17 protein-coding genes are annotated in these 24,079 nt (G+C 65.1%); 10 read left to right on the plus strand and 7 right to left on the minus strand.

The window, feature by feature from the left end:
* The first annotated feature begins 149 nt into the window (after positions 1-149).
* From J8I29_RS00005 to J8I29_RS00020, 4 genes are all read left to right on the plus strand, one after another.
* Positions 150-3,098, plus strand: coding sequence for a 2-oxoglutarate dehydrogenase E1 component (locus tag J8I29_RS00005; RefSeq protein ID WP_105864245.1), 2,949 nt, complete (start codon positions 150-152; stop codon positions 3,096-3,098).
* 185 nt (positions 3,099-3,283) lie between these two features.
* On the plus strand, positions 3,284-4,528 hold the full coding sequence (gene odhB, locus J8I29_RS00010) for a 2-oxoglutarate dehydrogenase complex dihydrolipoyllysine-residue succinyltransferase (RefSeq protein ID WP_209430194.1): 1,245 nt from the start codon (positions 3,284-3,286) through the stop codon (positions 4,526-4,528).
* Positions 4,529-4,706: 178 nt separating this feature from the next.
* Positions 4,707-6,107, plus strand: a complete 1,401-nt coding sequence (gene lpdA / locus J8I29_RS00015; RefSeq protein WP_105864247.1) for a dihydrolipoyl dehydrogenase — start codon at positions 4,707-4,709, stop codon at positions 6,105-6,107.
* A 142-nt stretch (positions 6,108-6,249) separates the two neighbouring features.
* Positions 6,250-6,987, plus strand: a complete 738-nt coding sequence (locus tag J8I29_RS00020; protein ID WP_181161293.1) for an outer-membrane lipoprotein carrier protein LolA — start codon at positions 6,250-6,252, stop codon at positions 6,985-6,987.
* Positions 6,988-7,059: 72 nt separating this feature from the next.
* Here J8I29_RS00020 and holA read toward each other — a convergent pair whose 3' ends face one another.
* The 4 genes from holA to J8I29_RS00040 all read right to left on the minus strand — a co-directional run bounded on the left by holA (position 7,060) and on the right by J8I29_RS00040 (position 12,710).
* Positions 7,060-8,088 carry a DNA polymerase III subunit delta gene (holA, locus tag J8I29_RS00025; protein ID WP_209430195.1) on the minus strand — a complete coding sequence of 343 codons (1,029 nt, stop codon included), beginning with the start codon at positions 8,086-8,088 and terminating at the stop codon, positions 7,060-7,062.
* Between the two features lie 14 nt (positions 8,089-8,102).
* The gene (gene lptE / locus J8I29_RS00030) at positions 8,103-8,633 is read right to left on the minus strand and encodes an LPS assembly lipoprotein LptE (RefSeq protein WP_209430196.1); all 531 of its coding nucleotides are present in this window, start codon (positions 8,631-8,633) and stop codon (positions 8,103-8,105) included.
* Complete coding sequence (gene leuS / locus J8I29_RS00035; RefSeq protein WP_105864251.1) at positions 8,620-11,247, minus strand: leucine--tRNA ligase; 2,628 nt, start codon at positions 11,245-11,247, stop codon at positions 8,620-8,622. Before leuS ends, lptE begins: the two co-directional genes overlap by 14 nt.
* 371 nt (positions 11,248-11,618) lie before the next feature.
* Positions 11,619-12,710, minus strand: a complete 1,092-nt coding sequence (locus J8I29_RS00040) for a nucleoside hydrolase (RefSeq protein WP_209430197.1) — start codon at positions 12,708-12,710, stop codon at positions 11,619-11,621.
* 271 nt (positions 12,711-12,981) lie between these two features.
* On the opposite strand from J8I29_RS00040, the gene J8I29_RS00045 reads away from it, so the two are divergent.
* On the plus strand, positions 12,982-14,100 hold the full coding sequence (locus J8I29_RS00045; RefSeq protein ID WP_209430198.1) for a vWA domain-containing protein: 1,119 nt from the start codon (positions 12,982-12,984) through the stop codon (positions 14,098-14,100).
* A gap of 101 nt (positions 14,101-14,201) precedes the next feature.
* On the opposite strand, the gene J8I29_RS00050 is transcribed toward J8I29_RS00045, so the two are convergent.
* A complete protein-coding gene (locus tag J8I29_RS00050; RefSeq protein WP_105864254.1) occupies positions 14,202-15,011 on the minus strand; it encodes a hypothetical protein in 810 nt (269 codons plus the stop codon).
* A gap of 94 nt (positions 15,012-15,105) precedes the next feature.
* On the opposite strand from J8I29_RS00050, the gene J8I29_RS00055 reads away from it, so the two are divergent.
* The gene (locus J8I29_RS00055) at positions 15,106-15,816 is read left to right on the plus strand and encodes a YggS family pyridoxal phosphate-dependent enzyme (RefSeq protein WP_209430199.1); all 711 of its coding nucleotides are present in this window, start codon (positions 15,106-15,108) and stop codon (positions 15,814-15,816) included.
* Between the two features lie 200 nt (positions 15,817-16,016).
* Here the strand turns inward: J8I29_RS00055 and J8I29_RS00060 are convergent, their stop codons facing one another.
* Complete coding sequence (locus tag J8I29_RS00060; protein ID WP_209430200.1) at positions 16,017-16,874, minus strand: lysozyme inhibitor LprI family protein; 858 nt, start codon at positions 16,872-16,874, stop codon at positions 16,017-16,019.
* Positions 16,875-17,002: 128 nt separating this feature from the next.
* Entirely contained in the window at positions 17,003-17,533 is a 531-nt protein-coding gene (locus J8I29_RS00065) for a L,D-transpeptidase family protein (RefSeq protein WP_209430201.1), read from the minus strand.
* 297 nt (positions 17,534-17,830) lie between these two features.
* Between J8I29_RS00065 and J8I29_RS00070 the strand changes: the two genes are divergently transcribed.
* The 4 genes from J8I29_RS00070 (at position 17,831) to J8I29_RS00085 (ending at position 24,030) form a co-directional block, all read left to right on the plus strand.
* Complete coding sequence (locus tag J8I29_RS00070) at positions 17,831-18,517, plus strand: response regulator transcription factor (protein ID WP_105864259.1); 687 nt, start codon at positions 17,831-17,833, stop codon at positions 18,515-18,517.
* 69 nt (positions 18,518-18,586) lie between these two features.
* On the plus strand, positions 18,587-19,042 hold the full coding sequence (locus J8I29_RS00075) for a cyclic nucleotide-binding domain-containing protein (protein ID WP_245196516.1): 456 nt from the start codon (positions 18,587-18,589) through the stop codon (positions 19,040-19,042).
* A 250-nt stretch (positions 19,043-19,292) separates the two neighbouring features.
* A complete protein-coding gene (locus tag J8I29_RS00080; protein WP_209430203.1) occupies positions 19,293-19,640 on the plus strand; it encodes a hypothetical protein in 348 nt (115 codons plus the stop codon).
* Between the two features lie 937 nt (positions 19,641-20,577).
* Positions 20,578-24,030, plus strand: coding sequence for a helicase-related protein (locus J8I29_RS00085; protein WP_209430558.1), 3,453 nt, complete (start codon positions 20,578-20,580; stop codon positions 24,028-24,030).
* Positions 24,031-24,079: the final 49 nt, after the last annotated feature.

The following is a 24,079-nucleotide window of genomic DNA, read 5'->3' on the forward strand; positions in this document are numbered from 1 at the left end:
CGCCGCCCTCGAAGCCGCTGGCGTCAGGGTCTCTCCCTCCCCGGCACGCCTCGGCACCACGCTCACCGAACTGCTGAAGGGTTGACATCAAGGGGCTGAGATCCGGCCGGGGCCATTGCCCCGGCCTTCAGAACCGAAGGAACGGGACGATGGATCGTCAAGACGACAGGAACCTGCAAAGCTTCGCCTATGGCGGCGACGCCGAGTATCTCGAAGATCTCTATGCGCGCTACGAGGACAATCCGTCCTCGGTCAACAGCGAGTGGGCGGCCTTCTTTGCCGGTCTCGCCGACGACAAGGCGATCGTCGAGAAGAATGCGCGCGGCGCAAGCTGGGCCAAGCCCAACTGGCCCATCGTGGCCAATGGTGAAATCGTCTCGGCCCTCGACAGCAATTGGGGCCAGATCGAGAAGAAGGTCGGCGAGAAGATCAAGGCCAAGGCGGATGCCCAGGGCGCGACCATCTCGTCCGAGGCCATGCTGCAGGCGACGCGCGATTCGGTGCGCGCCATCATGCTGATCCGCGCCTATCGCATGCGTGGCCATCTGTTCGCCAATCTCGATCCGCTCGGCCTGCAGGAAGCGCGCGACCACGAGGAACTGCATCCGCAGACCTATGGCTTCTCGGAGGCCGACCTCGACCGCAAGATCTTCATCGACCATGTCCTGGGGCTCGAATTCGCCACCGTCCGCGAGATCGAGGCCATCCTCAAGCGCACCTATTGCTCGACGCTCGGCGTCGAGTTCATGCATGTTTCCGATCCCGCCCAGAAGGCCTGGATCCAGCAGCGCATCGAAGGGGCGGACAAGGAGATCACCTTCACCCGCGAGGGCAAGCGCGCCATCCTGTCCAAGCTGATCGAGGCCGAAGGCTTCGAGAAGTTCATCGACGTCAAATACACCGGCACCAAGCGCTTCGGCCTCGACGGCTCGGAATCGGCCATTCCCGCGCTGGAGCAGATCATCAAGCGCGGCGGCGCGCTCGGCGTGCAGGACATCGTGCTCGGCATGGCCCATCGCGGCCGTCTCAACGTGCTGGCGCAGGTGATGGGCAAGCCGCACCGCGCCATCTTCCACGAGTTCAAGGGCGGCTCCTACGCGCCCGACGACGTGGAAGGCTCCGGCGACGTGAAGTACCATCTCGGCGCCTCGTCGGACCGCGAGTTCGACGGCAACAAGGTGCATCTGTCGCTGACGGCCAACCCCTCCCATCTCGAGATCGTCGATCCCGTGGTGCTCGGCAAGGTGCGCGCCAAGCAGGACCAGCATGGCGATACCGATTCCCGCGCCAAGGTGATGCCGCTGCTCATCCATGGCGATGCGGCCTTCGCCGGCCAGGGCGTGGTCGCCGAATGCCTGGGCCTGTCGGGCCTGAAGGGCCACCGCACCGGCGGCTCGATGCATTTCATCATCAACAACCAGATCGGCTTCACCACCTATCCGCGCTATTCGCGCTCCTCGCCCTATCCTTCCGACGTGGCGAAGATGATCGAGGCGCCGATCTTCCATGTGAACGGCGATGATCCCGAGGCGGTGGTGTTCGCCGCCAAGGTGGCGACGGAGTTCCGCCAGACCTTCCACAAGACCGTCGTCATCGACATGTTCTGCTATCGCCGCTTCGGGCATAACGAGGGCGACGAGCCGGGCTTCACCCAGCCCCTGATGTACCGCAAGATCCGCTCGCATCCGGGCGTGGTCGAGCTCTACTCGAACAGGCTGATCGAGACCGGCGTGGTCACCGCCGGCGAAGTCGAGAAGATGAAGGCCGACTGGCGCGCGCGCCTGGAAGCCGAATATGAGGCCGGCCAGGCCTACAAGCCCAACAAGGCCGACTGGCTCGACGGGCAATGGGCGGGCCTGCGCGCCATCGGCGCGACCGACGACGATCCGCGCCGCGGCGCCACCGGCGTCGACGTCGCCAAGCTCACCACCATCGGCAATGCGCTCACCACGGTTCCCGAAGGATTCCAGGTCCACAAGACCATCCAGCGCTTCCTGGAAACCCGGCGCAAGATGATCGACACCGGCGAAGGCATCGACTGGGCGACGGCCGAGGCCCTGGCCTTCGGCACGCTCTGCGACGAGGGCCACCGGGTGCGGCTGTCCGGCCAGGACTGCGAGCGCGGCACCTTCTCCCAGCGCCATTCGGTGCTGATCGACCAGGAGACGGAGAAGCGCTACACGCCGCTCAAGAATATCCGCGAGGGCCAGGGCAAATACGAGGTCATCAACTCGATGCTCTCGGAAGAGGCCGTGCTCGGCTTCGAATATGGCTATTCGCTGGCCGAGCCCAAGGCGCTGACCCTGTGGGAGGCCCAGTTCGGCGACTTCGCCAACGGCGCCCAGGTGGTGTTCGACCAGTTCATCTCCTCGGGCGAGCGCAAATGGCTGCGCCTGTCCGGGCTGGTCTGCCTGCTGCCGCATGGCTATGAAGGCCAGGGGCCGGAGCACTCCTCGGCTCGCCTCGAGCGCTTCCTGCAGATGTGCGCCGAGGACAACATGCAGGTCGCCAACTGCACGACGCCGGCGAATTATTTCCACATCCTGCGCCGGCAGCTCAAGCGCGACATCCGCAAGCCCCTGATCCTGATGACGCCGAAATCGCTGCTGCGCCACAAGCGCTGCGTGTCGAAGCTCAGCGAGATGGGGGCCGACACCACCTTCCACCGCATTCTGTGGGACGATGCCCAGTTCGGCAACTCCTCCACCAAGCTGGTGGCGGACGAGAAGATCAGGCGCGTCATCCTGTGCACCGGCAAGGTCTATTACGACCTGCTCGACGAGCGCGAGAAGCGGGGCATCGACGACATCTATCTGATGCGGGTCGAGCAGCTCTATCCCTTCCCGCTGAAGTCGCTGGCCAACGAGCTGTCGCGCTTCCGCAAGGCCGATGTGGTCTGGTGCCAGGAAGAGCCCAAGAACATGGGCTCCTGGTCCTTCGTCGAGCCTTATCTGGAATGGGTGCTGGGCCAGGCGGGCACCAAGGCCAAGCGCGCCGCCTATGCCGGCCGGCCGGCCTCGGCGGCGACCGCGACGGGCCTGATGTCCAAGCATCTGGCCCAGCTGCAGGCCTTCACCGACGAGGCCCTGACGATCTGACGGGCTCACTTCGCATCGGCAGGCGGGACTTGGTCCCGCCTGTTGCAACTCCCCGGAGCAAAGCGCGTTTTGGTGAAAACGCTTCCTTGTTCTGACTTTTGTTTGGACGCGTCTTTGCGATCGTGGGCACCCCCGGATCGCAAAACGCTTTGAAAAAGAGGGCGCCTGCAGGCGGGCGTAAGATCATGGCGACGGAAATCAAGGTGCCGACCCTGGGCGAGTCGGTCACGGAAGCCACCATCGGCAAATGGTTCAAGAAGCCTGGCGAAGCCGTGAAGGCCGACGAGCCCTTGGTGGAGCTCGAGACCGACAAGGTCACGCTGGAAGTCAACGCCCCCGCCGCCGGCGTGCTCGGCGAAATCCTGGCCAAGACCGGCGAGACGGTCGGCCCGGGCGCCACGCTCGGCACCATCGCCGCGGGTTCCGGCGCCGCTGCTGCCCCGGCGGCCGCGCCTGCTCCGGCGCCTGCCGCCCCGACGCCGGCTCCGGCCGCGCCAACGCCGGCCGCCGCCGCACCGGCCGCTCCCGCTGCGCCGCCTTCGCCCGCCGCGGCCAAGATCGCTGCCGATCGCGGGCTCGACCCGGCCCAGATCGAAGGCTCCGGCCGCCGCGGTCAGGTGCTCAAGGGTGACGTGCTTGCGGCGCCTGCCCCGGCCGCTGCTCCCGCTCCGGCTCCCGCCGCCGCTCCGGCGCCATCAGCCCCGCGCGTTGCCTCTCCGCCGGCCGATGCCGCGCGCGAGGAGCGCGTGCGCATGACCAAGCTGCGCCAGACCATCGCCCGCCGCCTGAAGGAAGCCCAGGCAAACGCCGCCATGCTGACGACCTTCAACGAGGTCGACATGACCAACGTGATGGCGCTGCGCAACCAGTACAAGGACCTGTTCGAGAAGAAGCACGGCGTGAAGCTCGGCTTCATGTCCTTCTTCGTGCGAGCCTGCACCCAGGCTCTCAAGGAGATGCCGGCCGTCAACGCCGAGATCGACGGGCAGGACATCATCTACAAGAACTATTGCCATGTCGGCGTGGCCGTGGGCACCGACAAGGGCCTCGTCGTGCCGGTGATCCGCGATGCCGAGACGCTCGGCCTTGCCGGCATCGAAAAGACCATCGCCGATTTCGGCAAGCGTGCCCGCGACGGCCAGCTCAAGATCGAGGAGATGCAGGGCGGCACCTTCACCATCTCCAATGGCGGCGTCTATGGTTCGCTGATGTCGACGCCGATCCTCAATGCGCCCCAGTCGGCCATCCTCGGCATGCACAAGATCCAGGAGCGCCCGATGGTGGTCGGTGGCCAGATCGTGGCGCGCCCGATGATGTATCTGGCGCTGTCCTATGATCACCGCATCATCGACGGCAAGGAGGCGGTCACCTTCCTGGTGCGCGTCAAGGAGAGCCTGGAGGATCCGGCTCGCCTCGTGCTGGACCTGTAACAGCTGTCATCCCGGACGCGGGGCAACATGCAATGTTGCGCCGCAGATCCGGGATCGCGTGCCGAATATTCCTCATCCTGATGACGGTCCCGGGTCTGCGTAGCACCGCTTTGCGCTGCCGCTCACAAGCAAAGCTTGTGAGGAAACCCCCGGGACGACACCCAGAAGCGAGTTCCCCATGCCCTCTCATGATCTCGTCGTTATCGGCAGCGGCCCCGGCGGCTATGTCTGCGCCATCCGGGCCGCCCAGCTCGGCATGAATGTCGCGGTGGTCGAGAAGCGCGCCACCTATGGCGGCACCTGCCTGAATGTCGGCTGCATCCCCTCCAAGGCGCTGCTGCACGCCTCCGAGTTGTTCGACGAGGCCGGGCATGGCTTCAAGGCCTTCGGCATCGAGGTGCCGGCGCCCGTGCTCAATCTCGGCCAGATGATGAAGCACAAGCAGGAGACCGTGGACGCCAACGTCCAGGGCGTCGCTTTCCTGTTCAAGAAGAACAAGATCACGCCCTATCGCGGCACCGGCAAGATCCTTGCCGCCGGCAAGGTCGAGGTGACGGCCGAGGACGGCTCGGTCGAAACGCTGGAAGCCAAGTCGATCGTGATCGCCACGGGCTCGGACGTTGCCCAGCTCCCTGGCGTCACCATCGACGAGAAGACCGTGGTCTCCTCCACGGGCGCGCTCGAGCTCGCTGCCGTGCCGAAGAAGCTGGTCGTCATCGGCGCCGGCGTCATCGGCCTCGAGCTCGGCTCGGTCTGGCGCCGCCTCGGCGCCGAGGTCACGGTGGTCGAGTTCCTCGACCGCATCCTGCCCGGCATGGACCTCGAGGTCGCCAAGCAGGCCCAGCGCCTGCTCGGCCGCCAGGGCATCGCGTTCAAGCTCGCCACCAAGGTTACCGGCGTCGAGACCGGCGCTTCGGGTGCCGTCGTCTCGGTGGAGCCTGTGGCGGGGGGCGATAGTGAGACCATCGCAGCCGACATCGTCCTGGTCGCCACCGGCCGCCGCCCTTATACGGATGGCCTCGGCCTGGAAGAGGCCGGCGTCGTCACCGAGCGCGGCCGCGTGATCATCGACGAGCATTTCGCCACCAACGTCCCCGGCATCTATGCCATCGGCGACGTGGTGCGCGGGCCGATGCTGGCGCATAAGGGCGAGGATGAGGGCATTGCGGTCGCCGAGATCCTGGCTGGCCAGCACGGCCATGTGAACTACGACGTCATTCCGGCGGTGGTCTATACCTATCCCGAGATCGCCTCGGTGGGTAAGACCGAGGAAGAGCTCAAATCGGCCGGCATCGCCTATAAGGTCGGCAAGTTCCCCTTCACCGCCAATGGCCGTGCCCGCGCCAACCGCACCACCGAAGGCTTCGTCAAGGTAATCGCGGATGCGACCACCGACCGCGTGCTCGGCGTGCATATCCTTGGCGCCGGCGCCGGCGAAATGATCCATGAGGGCGTGGTGCTGATGGAGTTCACCGGCTCCTCCGAGGATCTCGCCCGGTCCTGCCACGCGCATCCGACCATGTCGGAAGCCGTCAAGGAGGCGGCGCTGGCCGTCGAAGGCCGCGCGATCCATATTTGATCGCGGCTTCTGCACGGCTTTGTTGTCACAAAGTCGCTAAAAGGCCATAGACACGCTTTAGGGCACATTCCATATGGAATGTGCCCATTCTGTTGCACGGTGCCGGTTCCGGCCCCGCAGATCGGCCGCTTCGGAGTTTGCAATGCCTTTTGCCCGTACCGTTCTCGTCGCCCTGAGCCTGTCCTTGCTGGCCGGCACCGCCTATGCGCAGAACGAGGCAGGCACACCACCCGCCGAAACGGCGCCTGCTCCCGCGGATGCGTTGCCGCCGGCCGACTTGGTCGCCGCCAATCAGCCGCTGGAAATCGACACCCATCGCGTCAATCCCAAGGCGCTGAGCCCGGCCGACAAGGCGACGCTCGACCGGGTCGACAGCTATTTCAACAATATCAAGTTCTTCTCCGGCAATTTCGTGCAGGTCGGCTCTGACGGCAAGCGGATCACCGGCAAGTTCTGGGTCTCCAAGCCCGGGCGCATGCGTTTCGACTATGACCCGCCGTCTTCGCTGCAACTCCTGGCCGACGGTACCTCGGTGGCGGTGCGCAACCGCAAGCTCAATACCCAGGACCTTTATTTCATCAAGCAGACGCCGCTGCGCTTCCTGCTGGCCAGCAGGCTCGACCTGATCGAGGATTCCAAGGTCCTGGCCGTCGGCAACGAGCCGGCCGGCATCAGCGTCATCCTGGAGGAAGGCTCGGCCGCCAGCGGCGGCAAGTCCCGCATCCAGCTGACATTTCCGGCGCCGAACTACGAGCTGAAGCAGTGGACCGTCACCGATCCGCAGGGCTATGACACCACGGTGACGATCTCCGGCATCGACCGCAAGCTGCAGTTGCCGGACAAGATTTTCTATATCGACCAGACCAAGATCCTGAAGTAACGGGGCCGGAGCAGGGCGCCCGATCTGCGGCATCGCCGGCATCTCGCCACACTGGGGATGGCGCGCTCCGAGCTACCGCCGGGCCTTGGCCATCAAGGCGATCCGCATCAAGGCACGCGCGACGATCGCCTGCCCCAGGGTGGCATTGCGGCGGGCTTCGAGCACGGCTTCCGACAGATCGGCCACGATGCGGTCGAGCCTCGCCATCGTCAGGGCCGAGAGCTGGGCCGATACGCCTGCCCTGCGGCGAAAATGCACCTGCATGCCCATGGAATCGACGACCGCCGCGGCAGGACGGCCCTTCTCCACCTCTCCCCGCAGGCGATGAAGCAGGAGAGCATGACGCAGGGCGGTCCCCGCCAGCTGCGAGGTGTTGACCCCTTCGTTCCAGGCCTTGGCCAGGGTCAGGTCGAGCAGGTCGGCTCGGCCGGAAAAGGCCGCATCGATGATCTCGTCGGTGGCGAGCGCACTGGCATCGCCCACCACGGCCTCGACGTCGCTGAGCTCGATGCGCCCGGCACCGTGGGCGTAGAGCGTGAGTTTCTTCAGCTCGCTTCGGGTCGCCAGGCGATCGCCGCCGAGAAGCCCGGCCAGCGTCTCGCGGGCTTCGGGCGCGATGGTGAGGCCGGCATTGGCGACTTCCTCGGCGATGATCTGGCCGATATTGGCGCTTTCGTCGCCGAAGCAGGCGATCACCGCACCGGCGCGCGATTTCTCCACCAGGGAGACCAGGGCATGATTCTTCTTGAGATCGCCTGCCTCGATCACTACCCGGCAGGCTGTCGGCGGGTTGGCGAGCACGGGCTCGACCGCCGGCACGATATTGCGGCTGCCGGCGCGCAGGCGTACGGCGCGGCGCCCTCCGAACAAGGGAATGGTGAAGACTTCGTCGGCCAAGCGGGCCGGGTCGCCGCTGATCTCGTCGCCGTCGAGGCGAACCAGTTGAAAGGGGTCCTCGACATCGTCGACGGAGGCTGCCACCAGCGCACGGACGCGCTCGCTCACCAAGCCGGTATCCGGCCCATAGACCAGGATTACCGCGAAATGAGCGTCCGGTTTCTTGATGAAGGCATCGACGGCGCGCCGTTCGATGGAGGCCATGGGTCAATCAGCCATCAGGGATGGTTGGCAAGCCAAGTCGCCAACCTCAGGCGGATCTGGTCGGCCATGACGTCGGCCGCGTCATTCTCCGCATCACGCCGCGCACGCACGGTAGCGAAACGCTGCAGGCCGGAATTATAGGATTTGCGCGTGAAATTCTTCGCCTTGAGCAGGATCTTGCCGGTGGCTGGATCGAGCAGCGTGTAATCGGTCGTCAGCGTCACGGTGTCGATCTGCGGCGTGGCGTTCAGCGCGTCGACCAGGGCCGAATCGGAGGAGGACGACGTCGCAAGCACCAGCCGGTAGCGCGGCGGCGGAGCCTCGGCGCCGCCCGTGAGATTGAACGACAGACGATTGCGCACCTGCTGGCCCACGCGGTCGTCGACCGGATCGATGGCAATGGCGGCGAGCCTGTTCTTCAGCCCGGGCGAGCCATCGCCGGGTTCGGCAAGCATCGGACGGAAGCAGCCGCCCAGCATCACGGCCGGAAGAAGGGCGAGGGCGAACAATGCGCTGCGGCGCGAGGTCTGGTTAGACGACGACATTCACAATCCTTCCCGGCACCACGATGATCTTTTTGGGAGCGCGCCCTTCCAGCACGCGCTGGACGGTTTCGTTCGCCAGTGTGGCAGCTTCGACTTCCTTTGGCGATGCCGTTTTCGGCACCGTGAGATCGGCCCGCTTCTTGCCGTTGAACTGCACCGGCAGGGTGACGGTGTCGTCCTCCAGCAGAGCGGGATCGGCCACCGGCCAGGGGGCCTGAGCCACCAGGCCCTGACAGCCCAGCACGCTCCAGCATTCCTCGGCCAGATGGGGCATCATCGGCGCGATCAGCTGCACCAGCATGACCCCGGCTTCCTTCAGCGCGGCGGCGAGATTGGCAGGCACCGCCTCGCCGCTCTTGCAGCCGTCCAGCGCACGCCCGAGGCTGTTCACCAGCGTGTAGATATGCGCCACGCAGCGGTTGAAGCCGAGGCGTTCGATGTCGCCTTCGACGGCTGCCAGGGCCCGGTGTGCCGCCTTGCGCACGGCGAGGACGTCGTCCTCGCTTGCGGCGGGGCCCGCGGCAGCGGCCGCATGCGCGGCGATCTCGTTGACGATGCGCCAGATGCGCTGCACGAAGCGGCCGGCGCCCTGGACGCCGTCCTCGGTCCAGATCACGTCGCGCTCGGGCGGCGAGTCCGACAGCATGAACCAGCGGGCGGTGTCGGCGCCATAGTCGGCGATGATGTCGTCGGGGTCGACGACATTCTTCTTCGACTTCGACATCTTCTCGATCGAGCCGATCTCGACCGGCTCGCCCGTGCGGTTGTTGAAGGCGCGGCGCTCGGCGCCGTCGCCCTCTATGCGCACGTCGGCCGGCACCACCCATTCGCCGTTACCAGCGCGATAGGTCTCGTGCACCACCATGCCCTGGGTGAACAGGCCCTTGAAGGGCTCGTCCAGGCCGACATGGCCGGTCTTCTTCATGGCGCGCACGAAGAAGCGGCTATAGAGCAGATGCAGGATGGCGTGCTCGATGCCGCCGATATACTGGTCGACCGGCAGCCAGGCATCGGCTTCCTTGCGCACCGTCGGCGCCGTCTCGATCCACGGATCGGTGAAGCGCGCGAAATACCAGGAAGAATCGACGAAGGTGTCCATCGTGTCCGTCTCGCGGCGCGCAGGCTTGCCGCATTGCGGGCAGTCGACATGGCGCCAGGTCGGATGATGGTCGAGCGGATTGCCGGGCCGATCGAAGGTGACGTCGTCGGGCAGCCGGACTGGCAGGTCCTTCTTGGGCACCGGCACCACCCCGCAGACCTCGCAATGGATCACCGGGATCGGGCAGCCCCAATAACGCTGGCGCGAGATGCCCCAGTCTCGCAGGCGGAAATTGACCTTGCGCTCGGCCACGGGCGCATTGCCGCGCGTCCGGCCTTCCAGCCGGCGGGCCACTTCTTCCTTGGCCTGCTCGATGGTCATGCCGTCGAGGAAACGCGAATTGATCATCCGCCCTTCGCCGTCATAGGCGGTGTCGGTGATCACGAAGCTGGCCGGATCCTGGTCGGGCGGACACACCACCGGTGTATTGCCCAGGCCATAGGCATTGACGAAGTCGAGGTCGCGCTGGTCATGGGCCGGGCAGCCGAAGATGGCGCCCGTGCCGTAGTCCATCAGCACGAAATTGGCGACGTAAACAGGCAGCTTCCAGTCCGGGTCGAAGGGGTGCACGGCACGGATGCCGGTGTCGAAGCCCTTCTTCTCGGCCGTTTCGATCACGGCTGCCGAGGTGCCCGTGCGCCTGACCTCCTCGATGAAGGCAGCCAGGTCCGGATCGTTCGCGGCGGCAGCCTTGGCGAGCGGGTGATCGGCCGCAATCGCCATGAACTTGGCGCCGAACAGCGTGTCGGGGCGGGTGGTGTAGATCAGCAGTTCGTTCTCGCCCTGCGGCGCCGTGGCCGCGTCGAGTTCGAAGCGCACCTGCAGGCCTTCGGAGCGGCCGATCCAGTTCTTCTGCATCAGCCGGACTTTCTCCGGCCAGCGATCCAGCGTGTCCAGCGCCGAGAGCAGGTCTTGCGAATAATCGGTGATCTTGAAGAACCACTGGGTCAGCTCGCGCTGCTCGACCAGGGCGCCCGAGCGCCAGCCGCGGCCATCGATCACCTGCTCATTGGCCAGCACCGTATGGTCGACCGGATCCCAATTGACCTTGGAAACCTTGCGCTCGACCAGGCCCGCCGCCAGGAAATCCAGGAACATCGCCTGCTGGTGGCGATAATAGGAGGGATCGCAGGTCGCGATCTCGCGACTCCAATCCAGCGACAGGCCCATCGATTTGAGCTGGCCGCGCATGGTGTCGATATTGGCATAGGTCCATTTGGCCGGATGCGTCTTGTTCTGCATCGCGGCATTCTCGGCCGGCATGCCGAAGGCATCCCAGCCCATCGGGTGCAGCACGTTGAAGCCCTTGGCCCGGCGATAGCGCGCCACCACGTCGCCCATGGTGTAGTTGCGCACATGGCCCATATGGATGCGCCCGGAGGGATAGGGGAACATCTCGAGCACGTAGTAGCGCGGACGCGGATCCTCATTCCTGGTTTCGAAGATCGCCTGGTCGGCCCAGATCTTCTGCCATCTGGGCTCGGCGTCGCGGGCGTTATAGCGCTCGGTGGTCATGGGGAAGGGAACTCAGCGTTGAGACGTCACCTGATGAGTGACATTGGAAGCGCCGCTTTTAGCGGGCGCGGCGGTGCAAAGCTAGCCTCGTCTCCTTTCCAAGGCCTGAAGATGACCGGTTTTTCGCGGGTGGAACGGCCGAAACCTGGTGTGCCGGTCTGGAGATCGCCACACCCGCCCCAGGCCTGTTCCGCCAAATTGTCGTAATACCAGCGGCCGCGATGTTTGGCTCACGCGTCGTTGCGAGCGTAGCGAAGCAATCCAGGAGCCAGGGCCACCGCGCCTACGAAGCCTGGATTGCTTCGCTACGCTCGCAATGACGACGCTTGGTCGGTCAAGCATCAATACCGTTGGTGGAAGGCGGCCCACGCCTAGGGTGCCGGCTTGACCGGCACAGGACGGGTCAGGAGATCGACGTAGAAATCGAAGAAGCGCTTGTTGTCGAACTGCTTGACGACTTTCACCTTCTGCAGGAGGTCCGTCGGCTGTTTCTGCCAATAGCCGAGCGTGCGGCCATAGCCCGGTCCGAACGCCACGTCGACGTCGATATAGAGATCCTCGACCTTGGTGGCAAAGCCGGGATCGACCAGATAGGCGAGGGCGAGCGTGTCGAACACGCTGGCCTTGGCCTTGTCGTCCTTGGCGAATTTCTTGGCCATCCAGCTGTCCCGGAAGAGTTTCTGGATCGGGCCGTCGCCCGCGGTGAGACGATCGAACTCGGGCTTGGCGATCTGGGTGATGTCGGTGACATCGAGGGGAATGAGGGCTTGCTCGATCGGCTCGCGCATGACGATGCGGGCGGCTTCCGGATCGATCCAGACATTCATCTCGGCGGCGGGCGTGGTGTTGCCCTTCACGTCGACCGCGCCGGCCATGTAGACGATACGCTTGATCAGCGGCACGATTTCCGGGTTCTTGCGGATCGCCAAGGCAATGTTGGTGGCCGGGCCGATCACCAGGAGCGAGACTTCGTGCGGATTGGCCTTGACCGTGTCGACGATGAAGTCGACGGCATCTTCCTTGCGCAGCTTGGCCTTCTTGGCGAAGCCGTCCGGCGGGGCGATCAGGTCGGCGTCCTTGGGCTGCGGGCGATGGAACGAGGTCTTGTAGCTTTCGCCGAAGCCGAAAAGGGCCCGTTCATGCTCGAAGCTCCTGGGATCGTGGACGAGGGGCAGGTTCGCGCCGGCATAGACGCCGATCCTGTCCTCGATGCCGAGGCGCTCGACGGCGCGTAGGGCATCGGCGACTTCCTGTTTCAGCCAGTCATTGCCGGTGACCACGGTGATGCCCAGAAGGTCGATCGCCTTGTCCTTCTGCAACTGGGCCGCCATGATCAGCACCTGGCCGTCATCGCCGATCGTCGAGAAATCCGTGTCGAGAATGACTTTCTCCGGCGCCGCATTGGCGGGCGAAGCCAGGAACGCGCCCGCGGCCAGCAGGACGGCCGCCATCAATCGTTTCATCGAAAATTTCCTCTCCTCAATGTCTGGTCTCGCCTGAAGAATGGCGGGCCATGCCGCTCGAGCGGCGGCGAGCCCACCTTCGAACCTGTGACAGGGGATGGCAAGCCGGCATGCGCCAAACCGGGCCGGCGCGGTGTGTTCCGTGCGAAACAGAAGATGGGCGGACGGGCGCTTCGCCGTGCTTGCGCCACAGCCATAGCCCGACTTTGCCATCATCGGCGGGGAGCTTGGCGTATCGCGACTCGATTGTAGAACGCCCGGGAGATACGCCGTGAAATCCGCTCTTCGCCTCGCTTTTGCGACGGCCAGCCTGCTGGCGCTCGCCGCGCCGATCCTGCCTGCCCAAGCGGCCTCGGAGCCGCAGCCGCGCCCGCGCGTCGAGGTTGCCTTCGTGCTCGACACCACCGGCTCGATGGCGAGCCTGATCGACGGCGCCAAGCGCAAGATCTGGTCGATCGCCAATGCCATCGTCGATGCCAATCCGGACGCCGAGATCCGCATGGCCCTGATCGGCTATCGCGACCGCGGCGATGCCTATGTCACCGACGTCCATGCCCTCACCGGCGACATCCAGGGGCTTTATGGCGATCTGGTTCAATACACCGCCGATGGCGGCGGCGACACGCCCGAATCCGTGAACGAAGCGTTGGACAAGGCTGTCCGCAGCCTGCAATGGGACAGCGGCGGACAGACCCGCAAAATCATCTTCCTGGTGGGAGATGCGCCGCCGCACATGGATTATCCGAACGCGCCGCGTTATCCCGAAGTCGTCAAGGCGGCCGTGGCCAAGGGCATCGTGGTCAACACGGTCCAGGCCGGCGATGCCGGCGACACCCGCCAGATCTGGCAGGACATCGCCCACCGCGGCAATGGCCGCTATTTGCCGATCCCCCAGGATGGCGGGCAGATCGTCGAAATCCCCACTCCCTATGACGAGGACATCCTGCAGCTGCAGCAATCGCTCGACGACACCGTGCTGCCCTATGGCGATGGCGAAAGGCAGCAGGCCGTCCGCAACAAGATGGACCTGCGCAAGCAGGCGCCGGCACCGGCCCAGGTCGACAATTCCAGCTTCTACAGCAAGAAGGCCGGGCCCAAGGAGGTGGTGACGGGGGAGGGCGATCTCACCGCCGACATCGCCAATGGCCGCCAGAGCCTCGACAAGGTTGCGCTTTCAGCGCTGCCCAAGGTGCTGCAAGGCAAGTCCGAGGCCGAGCGCAAGGCCTATGTCGAAGAACAGCTCGCCAAGCGAAAGGGACTGCAGGAGAAGCTCGCCGAGATCAATCGAAAGCGTGATGCCTTCGTGGCGGCCGAGCGCGCCAAAGCGGGAAGAAAGACAGCCGATTCCTTCGATTCGGCCGTGCAGGAAACGCTCAAGCAGCAGCTTTGAGGCGGCCTGGGTTCGGCCGTGGACACATGAATTGAATTGGCCCGGCTTTTGTCATTGCCGGGCCTGACCCAGATATCCGGCCCCTTTTTTCCAGGCAATGCTTACGGCGCCTTCTTGGCTGCCAGCCCGATCAGGCTCTGGAAGGCAGCGGCAGTGGCGTGGCCGTCGGCCCTGGCCTTGACCAGCAGCTTGTCCTGGTCCTGGGCGAACACGGCCTGCTGGATCTTGACGTCGAGGCCCGGTATCGCCGGCACGGAGGCCCGGGCCTTGTCCTCGTCGAGAGCCTTGGCCACGGCAACAGTGAAGCGCTGGTTGAGATTGCCGAGCAGGGCTGTCGCGATCTCCGTGATCTCGGGATCTCCGGTCTTGATCGTGGCTTCTCCCTTCACCCGCAGGGCGACCTGGCGCGGCGTCGGGATGTAGAGCTCGACAGGGATGGTGATGGCGATCCTGTCGGTGGCGATCTTGGTCTTGATCTTCTGCCCCAGCACCTTGGCGCAGCCCCAGGCCGTCACCTTGCCTGCGACGTCGATCACCGCCGTCTCGCCTTCGGCCCGAATATGGGCGCTGTCGATGGAGTTGACCACGAGATTGGGGCCCTTGCGGGCGCAGGCATCCTCGGGAAACGGTAATTTGCGGGCGATCGCCAGGGCATTGTCCTGCAGCGATTTCAGGTCGCCGGTGACGGCGAGGTCGAGGCTGACGCCGTCGCTCTCGTTCTTGCTGTCGAGGGAGGCCTGGATCGGAATGTCGAGTGGGATGCCGAAGACCGGCACGGATATCGTGGTCGGGCCGATATCGACGGCGGAAGCGGCCTGACCCATGCCGCAGATCAGGAGCGCCGCCAGGGTGCTTCGTGCCAAGATATGCCGTCTTGCCAAGATCGATTTGGCCGCCTCGAACCGCGTCATCGGCCTGCCCTCCCTACGCAACCCTCATCCATGGATGCAGGGCTTTTAGCACGGCCCGGCGAGGTTCCGGTAGCCATGGCCCGCCTGTCCTATTATGTCGGAGGCCTGTTTCTCCCTTTCGCCACTCTCTGGAAATCATCCCATGTCCGACGCTCCGGCCCGCCTTGCGGAGGTTCGCCTCGCCATCGCCCGCGCTGAAGCCGATGCGCTGCGCCCTCCCGGTTCGGTGACCCTGGTCGCCGTTTCCAAGACCTTCGGGCCGGAAGCGATCGAGCCCGTGCTCGCCGCAGGCCAGCGCGTCTTCGGCGAGAACCGGGTGCAGGAGGCGCAGGGCAAGTGGCCGGCCCTCAAGGTCGCCTATCCTGATATCGAGCTGCATCTCATCGGCCCGCTGCAGTCCAACAAGGCCAAGGAAGCGGTGGCCTTGTTCGACGTGATCCATACGGTGGATCGGCCCTCCGTGGCGCAGGCCCTGGCCAAGGAGATCGCCAGGCAGGGGCGGGCGCCGCGCCTGCTGGTGCAGGTCAATACCGGCGAGGAGCAGCAAAAGGCCGGCGTCGCGCCTCATGAGGCGGATGCCTTCATCGCTGCCTGTCGCGACGATTACGGCCTCGCCATTGACGGGGTGATGTGCATTCCCCCCTTCGAGCAGTCGCCGGGACCGCATTTCGCCCTGCTCGCCAAGATTGCGCGCCGTAACGGGCTTGCGCTGCTCTCGATGGGCATGTCGAGCGATTTCGAGACCGCCATCGAGGTCGGCGCCACCCATGTGCGGGTGGGCAGCGCCATCTTCGGGACGCGCTGAGCCCTTCTCCGGGCTTTTCGGGAAATCGCGCATGTCATCCCCGGCGGAGCCTCGCTTCGGGAAGGAGATCCAGGGGCCACACATATATCCCTTTAGCCCCTGGATTCCCTTTCCGCCGCTTGCGGCGGCGCGGGAATGACAAGCCCGACATAGTCCGTTGATCTTATTGCGATAATACTTCGTTGGGAGGTGTGGGACGGCTATTTCTTGCTTCCGTCGCTGGCAGGATCGGCGAGGGGATAGCTCTTGTCGGTCAGGCAGGCGCGCAGCCAGGGGCTGTCTTCATCTTCACCGAGATCGGCGCTGATTTTGGATGGCGGCGTGCCCGTGCCGCTGGCATTGACGGTTGCGGCCGGCTGGAGGGTCCAACGCCGGTCGGCGGAGGGCTCGCCGCCGGGACAGGGGCTGTTGCCGTTCTCGTCGCCGCAGGTCGCGATGGTCTTGAGCTTGCCATCCACAACCTCGGCCACCGTCTGGGTCGTGTAGAGCGCATTGGTGGCGAAGTCGGTCGTCACGGAGCAGACCCGGTCCTTGTTCTGGTAGCTGCGCGTTCCCAGGCAGGTATAGATCTGCTCGTTGCCGCTCGGAAGAAAGTCGCAATCCGCCCGGTAGCCCGCGAAGGGGCCGCCGGTGAACTGGGCGTTGAACCGGCGCTGCTTGTTTGCGATCTCGATCAGGCGCGGCAGCTTGGGATCGGTCTTGGAGACGTCGGTCAGATCGGCGGTGCGCGCCTCGATCGCCGCGAGCAGATTGTTCCTAGGCGCTTCCCCGTCGGAATCGTCGGCGTTTTCCGCCCCGTCCTCCTGGTCGAGGCGAAGATCCCGCCGCGCCAGCCAGTGTTTCTGGCTCTCGATCAGCATGGCGCGGATCTCGGGATCCTGGCTGGCCTTCAGGATCCTGGCATAGGCAGCGCCCATGGCGGCGTCAGCCTGCCGCAACGCTTTGTTGGCGCAGATGCGGCGTTCGATCGAGGTCGAGGCCTTCCTGCAATCGATGGCGTGGGCGGGCAAGGCGTGGAATACGATGAGGGCGGCTATGCCGAAAGCCAGGCGTTTCATTGCGGATGTTCCAAGGAGAAGGCGAAGAAATAGCGGAAAGGGAGACGCGGTAAAGCGCCGGTGTGAACGAGCCTCGCGCATAGGGGTATCGTCTGTCACGCTGCCCTCGCCGCCAAGAATCGGGATCGTCAGTCGATGATCATCACGGCATGGCGCGACAATCGCGGCAGCACCTTGCGGAACACCGCCGGCGTCACGGCGACGCAGCCGGCGGTCGGCGCGTTGTTCTCGCGCGAGACATGCCAGAAGATGGCGCTGCCCCGCCCTTTGACGATCGGCGCATCGTTCCAGCCGAGCGGCACGATCACATCGTAGAGCCGGTCGCCGCGCGCCAGCCTCTCCTCCGCGTTCTGGTCCAGGGGGCGCTGGATCAGCGTGTTGTAGCGCCGGTCGCAGACGTCGTCGCACCAGGCATCCTGCGGACGGATGGCGCGGAAGGGCAGCTGGCTGGGAATGCGGGGCGCGCGGTCCAGCCGCTGGAACAAGCCGCGGAGCGGCAGCGCGGCCCGGGGCGTGACGCCGTCCCCCTCGCGCTTGGTGGCCGCGACGCCGCTGCGGCCCAGCACGCAAGGGTAGGAAACCCCGCCCACCGTCAGGCGGCCGCGGCTACGCGACAAGGGGGATGCCTGCACGCGAATGAGATCGATCTTACGCTTCAAAGGCCGACTTCCAATTTTTTCACCGCAAATCCCTGTCGAAAGTGCAGTCCCGTGATTCACAAATCATGGCGCACGCCATCATAATGCGATAGAGCGCTAAGGCGTTTTGCGATTTGTCGGAACCACCAAGATTCGCAAGGGCGCGTCAAGACAAAGAGCTGGAGCAAGGGCGGTTTCCTCAAAGCGCGCCTTGCTTTGGTATTCAAAGCGCGAAAGCATACCGGGTTTCCTGCCGCGCCCCCCGAGCGCCCAGGCAGATTTCTCCTGATCGATCGCTTTCGCCTTCTGGGGAATGTCATGTCCGGCAGCCGCAAAATTCTGATCGTCGACGATGATAATGAACTGCGCCAGGCGCTGGCCGAGCAATTGGCGCTCTATGACGAATTCGAGATCGATCAGGCCGAATCCGCCAGCCGTGCTGTCCAGATCGCCAAGACCGACCATCTCGATCTGGTGATCATGGATGTCGGCCTGCCCGACATGGATGGGCGCGAAGCCGTCAAGCTTCTGCGCAAGAACGGTTTCAAGTCGCCGATCATCATGCTCACCGGCCATGATTCCGATGCCGATACCATTCTCGGCCTCGAAGCCGGCGCGAACGACTATGTCGTCAAGCCCTTCCGCTTCGCCGTTCTGCTGGCGCGCGTGCGCGCTCATCTGCGCCAGCACGAGACGAGCGAGGACGCCGTGTTCAATATCGGGCCCTTCACGTTCAAGCCCGCCTCCAAGCTCCTGTTGACCGACAAGGGCTCCAAGGTCCGCCTGACAGAGAAGGAGACCTCGATCCTGCGCTATCTCTACCGGTCCGGCCAGAAGGCCGTGCAGCGTGACGTGCTGCTGCAGGAAGTCTGGGGCTATAATTCGGGCGTGACCACCCATACGCTGGAGACCCATATCTACCGCCTGCGCCAGAAGATCGAGAAGGACCCCTCCAACGCGGCACTGCTGGTCACCGAAGGCGGCGGCTACAAGCTCGTACCCTGAACCGGCACATTTCCTCCAGAACTCCAATTCTTCTCGAATTCAAGGTCGCCAGTGGCACTCGAAGACGACATGGCATTGCTCGAACGGGTGGCGCTGTTCCGCGCCATGGACCGCGATGCCTTGCGCCTGCTTGCCTTCTCGTCCGAGACGAGGCGGCTGCGTGCCGGCGACACGCTGTTTCGCAAGGACGACATCTCCGAATATGGCTTCGTCGTCGCTTCGGGCGCGATCACCCTGATCGACGATGACGTCGCCACAGCCATTGTCGGGCCCGGTACCCTGATCGGCGAGATGGCCCTCTTGTCGGAAACCCGCCGGCCGACCACCGCGATCGCGCGGGAGGCCAGCGTGGTGCTGCGTGTGTCGCGCCAGATGTTCAGGCGCACGCTGGAGGAATATCCGGCGACGGCGGCCCGCATTGCCGACGAGCTTCGCCGGCGCGTGCAGGAGATGTCGGCCGAGCTGGCCGGCGTCAAGGAGCGCCTGCGCCGGATCGGCGCCGATACCAATCGCCGGGAAGGCTGATTCGCTCGCCTTTCGTTCAGGTGCCGTTCGCTTCCTTAAGGTGCCGTCGTAAATCGAACCCAGTTGTTCCGCTTTGAAACGCAGGTCTGCGCCGTTCAGATACGGTTCAGCTCTTCCTTGCTAATTTTTTATGATCAGAAATGACGGGAGCAAAGCGCGTTTTGGCAAGAACGCTTCTTTGCTCGAGTTCGTATTTTTGGCACGTCTTTGCGGTTCCGACGAATTGCAAGACGTTCAAGGAGAGTGCGGGATGAGAACGCCCATTGGGTTGATCTTCGCAGCTTGCTTTGCTGCGATTGGCTTCTTCGCCACGGTCCAGACTTCGTCGGCCATGCCTGTAGCGCCCGCCGGCCAGACCAAGGCCGCCGGCTTGGTGCAGGATATACGCTGGGGTTGCCCGCGCGGCTGGACCCCCAATCGCTGGGGACGCTGCGTACGCTATCGCAACTATTGGCGGCCCCGCTATTTCTACCGGCCCTATTACCGTCCCTATTACCGGCGGCATTATTATCGGCCTTATTATCGCCCCTACTACCGCCCCCGCTACTATCACCATCGCGGCTGGGGTTGGGGTCATCGCCGCTGGCACCGCTGGTAAGGGCGCGCTTCGCCACCCCGAAAGACGCATGGTTTGCGGGCCGGTCTCAGGACCGGCCCGTTTTGCTGCCCGACGATGTCGGTGATTCGGGCGCCCTTTGTTCCAGGCGCGTACCAGGCCTTAAGCCGCGTTGCGGAAAACCTAGAGCGTTTTGCGATTAGACGGGGTCACCTAGAATCACAAAGACGCGTCAGAACAATGAGCTAGAGCAAATAAGCGTTTACGCTTGAACGCGCTTTGCTCTAGGGGCGGCGGCCCATTTCGGGAATTAACCCGTTCCGGCCGGCAGGCGGTGCCTGCGGCCCATTCCTTGGAGGCGAGATGGCCGGTGCGACGCTGGCCAGGTCGGCAGGGGGGATGCCGGAAGATCGCGGAACGCGGCGCGGCGGGACGGTCGGTGATTCGCTCCCGCTTCGTTCAAACAGCGTTCCAAACGTTAATGGCCTGCCGTGCAAGGCCGAAAGCCTGGCCCAGAATGGGAAACGCGTCCCCCGCCTCCATCCGCTTTGGCCCGCTAACGCTTAATCCTGCCGGAACCACAACGCCGATGGCGGCCCACCTCCGACGACAGGCGAACGGAGTGCGAATTCGACCCGGGCAGCGATTCGGGCGCCTTTCGTTCGAGCCCCGTTCGGGGGGTTAAATTTTCGTCCATTCACGCCCATATTTGCGTTTCATGGCGAGACAGAACCAGATGCGTCTGGTACCAGAATGCAGGAAATGCGCGCAAAGCGCGTATTTCCTTGACGTCGCGGGGCATTGGGTGTCTGGCGAATCCTGAATCCGGGGCGCTCCGGCTGTCCCAAAGGCGTCTTGCGATTGGCGGGCCGGCGCCGAATCGCAAAGACGTGCCGAAACAAGGAGTTAGAGCGCTGAAGCGGTGCCGCTCAAACGCGCTTTGCTCCACAAGATGACGCCCGAAAGACCGCCGACCTTGATGCTGCCTCCCATCCTGCCTCCATCCGTGCGCTCACGCGGCGTTACAGCTGTGCTGGGGCCTACCAATACCGGCAAGACCTATCTGGCGATCGAGCGCCTGCTCGGCCATGGCGCCGGCATCATCGGCCTGCCGCTGCGCCTGCTGGCGCGCGAGGTCTACAACAAGCTGGTGGAGCGGGTGGGGGCCGAGTTCGTGGCGCTCGTCACCGGCGAGGAAAAGATCAAGCCGGACAAGGCTCGCTACTGGGTGGCGACGGTGGAGGCCATGCCGCGCGATCTGGAAGTGCCGTTCGTGGCGCTCGACGAGATCCAGATCGCCGCCGATCTCGAGCGTGGACACGTCTTCACCGACCGGCTGCTCAATCGCCGCGGCACGCATGAGACGTTGCTGCTCGGCTCGGCCACCATGAAACCGATCGTCGAGAAGCTGATCCCGGGCGTCAATATCGTGACCCGGCCGCGCCTGTCCCATCTCCTGTTCGCCGGCGACCGCAAGCTGACCCGCCTGCCGAGGCGAACCGCCATCGTCGCTTTCTCGGCCGACGAGGTCTATGCCATCGCCGAACTGATCCGCCGCCAGCGTGGCGGTGCCGCCGTGGTGCTGGGAGCGCTGTCGCCGCGCACCCGCAATGCGCAGGTGGCGATGTATCAGAACGGCGACGTCGATTTCCTGGTCGCCACCGACGCCATCGGCATGGGGCTCAATCTCGACGTCGATCATGTCGCCTTCGCCGGCGACCGCAAATTCGACGGCTATCAGTTCCGCCGCCTGACGCCGGCCGAGTTCGGCCAGATCGCCGGGCGCGCCGGGCGCCATGTCCGCGACGGCACTTTCGGCTCGACCGGGCGCTGCGATCCTTTCGAGCCGGAACTGGTGGAAGCCATCGAGGGCCACAGCTTCGACAGCGTGAAAGTGCTGCAGTGGCGCAATCCGGCCCTGAATTTCTCTTCGCTGGAGGCGCTGCAGGCCTCGCTGTCGGCAACGCCCGAGGAGCAGGGATTGACCCGGGCTCCCGATGCCGACGATATCCGGGCGCTCTCCATCCTCGCCCGTGACGAGGAGGTCCGGCGTCTCGCCAAGGGCGGGCAGGCGGTGGCGCGCCTGTGGGAAGTGGCCGGGCTGCCGGACTATCGCAAGATTTCCCCTCATTCCCATGCCGACATCATCACGAATCTCTATGGATTTTTGATGCGGGAGGGTAAGGTCCCGGACGACTGGTTCGCCCGTCAGGTCGCCATGTCGGATCGGACCGACGGCGATATCGATACGCTCTCCACACGTATCGCCCATATCCGAACCTGGACTTTTGCGGCAAATCGGCTTGACTGGCTGAAAGACCCCGCTCATTGGCAAGGTGTCACACGCAGTGTGGAGGACAAGCTCTCCGACGCATTGCATGAACGGCTTGCCCAACGCTTTGTCGACCGTCGCACCAGCGTGCTGATGCGGCGCCTTAGAGAAAACGCTATGCTTGAGACTGAAATTACCAAAACCGGCGATGTGATTGTCGAAGGGCAGCATGTCGGAACGCTGCAGGGTTTCCAGTTCGCGCCCGACCCGAGTGCCGGTGACGGTGAAAGCGGCCGCGCCTTGCGGGCCGCGGCGGCCAAGGCTCTGGCAGGCGAGATCGAGGCGCGCGCCCAGAAATTCGCGCAGGCGCCCGATACCGAATTCGCCCTGGCGGCCGATGGCACCGTGCGCTGGATCGGCGAGCCGGTGGCCAAGCTCATCGGCGGTGAGAAGCCGCTGACGCCGCGCATCCGCCTGCTGGCGGACGAGCAGCTGACCGGCCCTGCGCGCGATTCCGTGCAGACGCGGCTCGACATCTGGATCGGCAACCACATCACCCGCCTGCTCGGCCCCTTGCTGCTGCTCGACAAGGCCGAGGACCTGCAGGGACTGGCCAAGGGCATCGCCTTCCAGCTCGTCGAGGCGCTCGGCGTGCTCGACCGCTCCAAGGTGGCGGAGGATCTCAAGCAGCTCGACCAGAACCAGCGCGCTTCGCTGCGCAAGCATGGCGTGCGCTTCGGGGCCTATCACATCTATCTGCCGATGCTGATGAAGCCGGCGCCCCGTGCGCTCGCCGCCCAGCTCTGGGCCCTGACCCATGGCGGTCTCGACCAGAAGGGGCTCGACGAAATCCCGCATCTGGCGGCGTCCGGCCGCACCTCCATGCCGGCCGACAAGACCATCGACAAGGGCCTCTATCGCCTGGTCGGCTATCGCGTCTGCGGGGAGCGGGCGGTGCGCGTCGATATTCTCGAGCGTCTCGCCGACCTCATTCGCCCGGCGATCGCCTATCGCCCCGGCACCACGGTGGGACAGCCGCCGGCCGGCACGGCCGATGGCGATGGGTTCGTCGCCACCGTGCAGATGACCTCGCTGGTCGGCTGCTCGGGCGAGGATTTCGCCTCGATCCTGCGGGGCCTGGGCTATCGCTCGGACAAGCGCAAGGGCCCGGCGATCACCCAGGAAATCCGGCTGCCGGCGCCGACCGAGCCGGCCGCGCCCGTCGAGGCTGCCGCATCCGAGGCGACGGAGGGCGCGGAAGCCGCCGCACCGAGCCAGGACGCTGCCCCGACGCCAGCCGAGATCGATGCGATGGAGGCTATCGGTTCGCCGCCGCATGAGCACAGCTTCCAGGAAGTCGCCGAGGCTGCCGGAGAGGTGATGAGCGAATCGCCCCAGGAAGCCATCTCTGGCGATGAGGCGCCAGCGGAGGAAATCCAGCCCTCGGAAGCTCAGATCTCGGAAACCCAAGCCGCGGAAGCCCAGGCCGCGGAAGCACCGGCGGAGAAAACGGCCGGAGCCGAGGCTGCGGCTTCTGAAGAGCCCGCGCAAGTGAGCGAGAGCATCGAAGGTGCCGAGGCTGCTACCGCTGCCGAAGCCTCTTCCGAGACGCCCGCTGCCGAGGCGGTGGTCGAGGAGGTGCCGGAGATCGAGGTCTGGCGCCCCGCGCGCTTCGAGCGGCATCAGCGCCCGCATCATCACGGCCGTTCCCAGCAGGGCAACCGTCAGCCGGGCGCCGAGCGCAAGCCGGAGGCAGGGGGCGGTTTCCGCCGTGGCCGCCCGGCACCGGCGGAAGGCGCAGCGCCCGCCGAAGGCGCGGAGGCCCGGCAGGGCGAGCGGCCCAACCGCTTCGAGCGGCCGCGCCGCGACGATCGCGGCAATGGCCGGCCGCGGGAGGACAGGGGCTTCGGCGAGCGCAAGCCGGGCGGCGAAGGCGGGCGGCCCCGGGCCGATGCCCGTCCCGATCGCGGCCCGCGCCCCGATCGCGGTCCGCGTCCCGACCGGCAGGAGCGGGGCGGCGACCGCCCGCGCAACTGGTCGAGCGACTCCAAGCCGCAGGGAGGACGCGACTCCAATCGCGCGCCGGATCCGAACTCGCCCTTCGCCAAGCTGCTCGCCCTCAAGGAGCAGATGCAGGGCGGCAAGTCGGACAAGACCTGATCCATAGCGTTTTGCGGTTTGATGGAGTCACCACGAATCGCAAAGACGC

This window comes from Labrys sp. LIt4, from assembly GCF_017813775.1.
Lineage (GTDB): Bacteria > Pseudomonadota > Alphaproteobacteria > Rhizobiales > Labraceae > Labrys > Labrys okinawensis_A.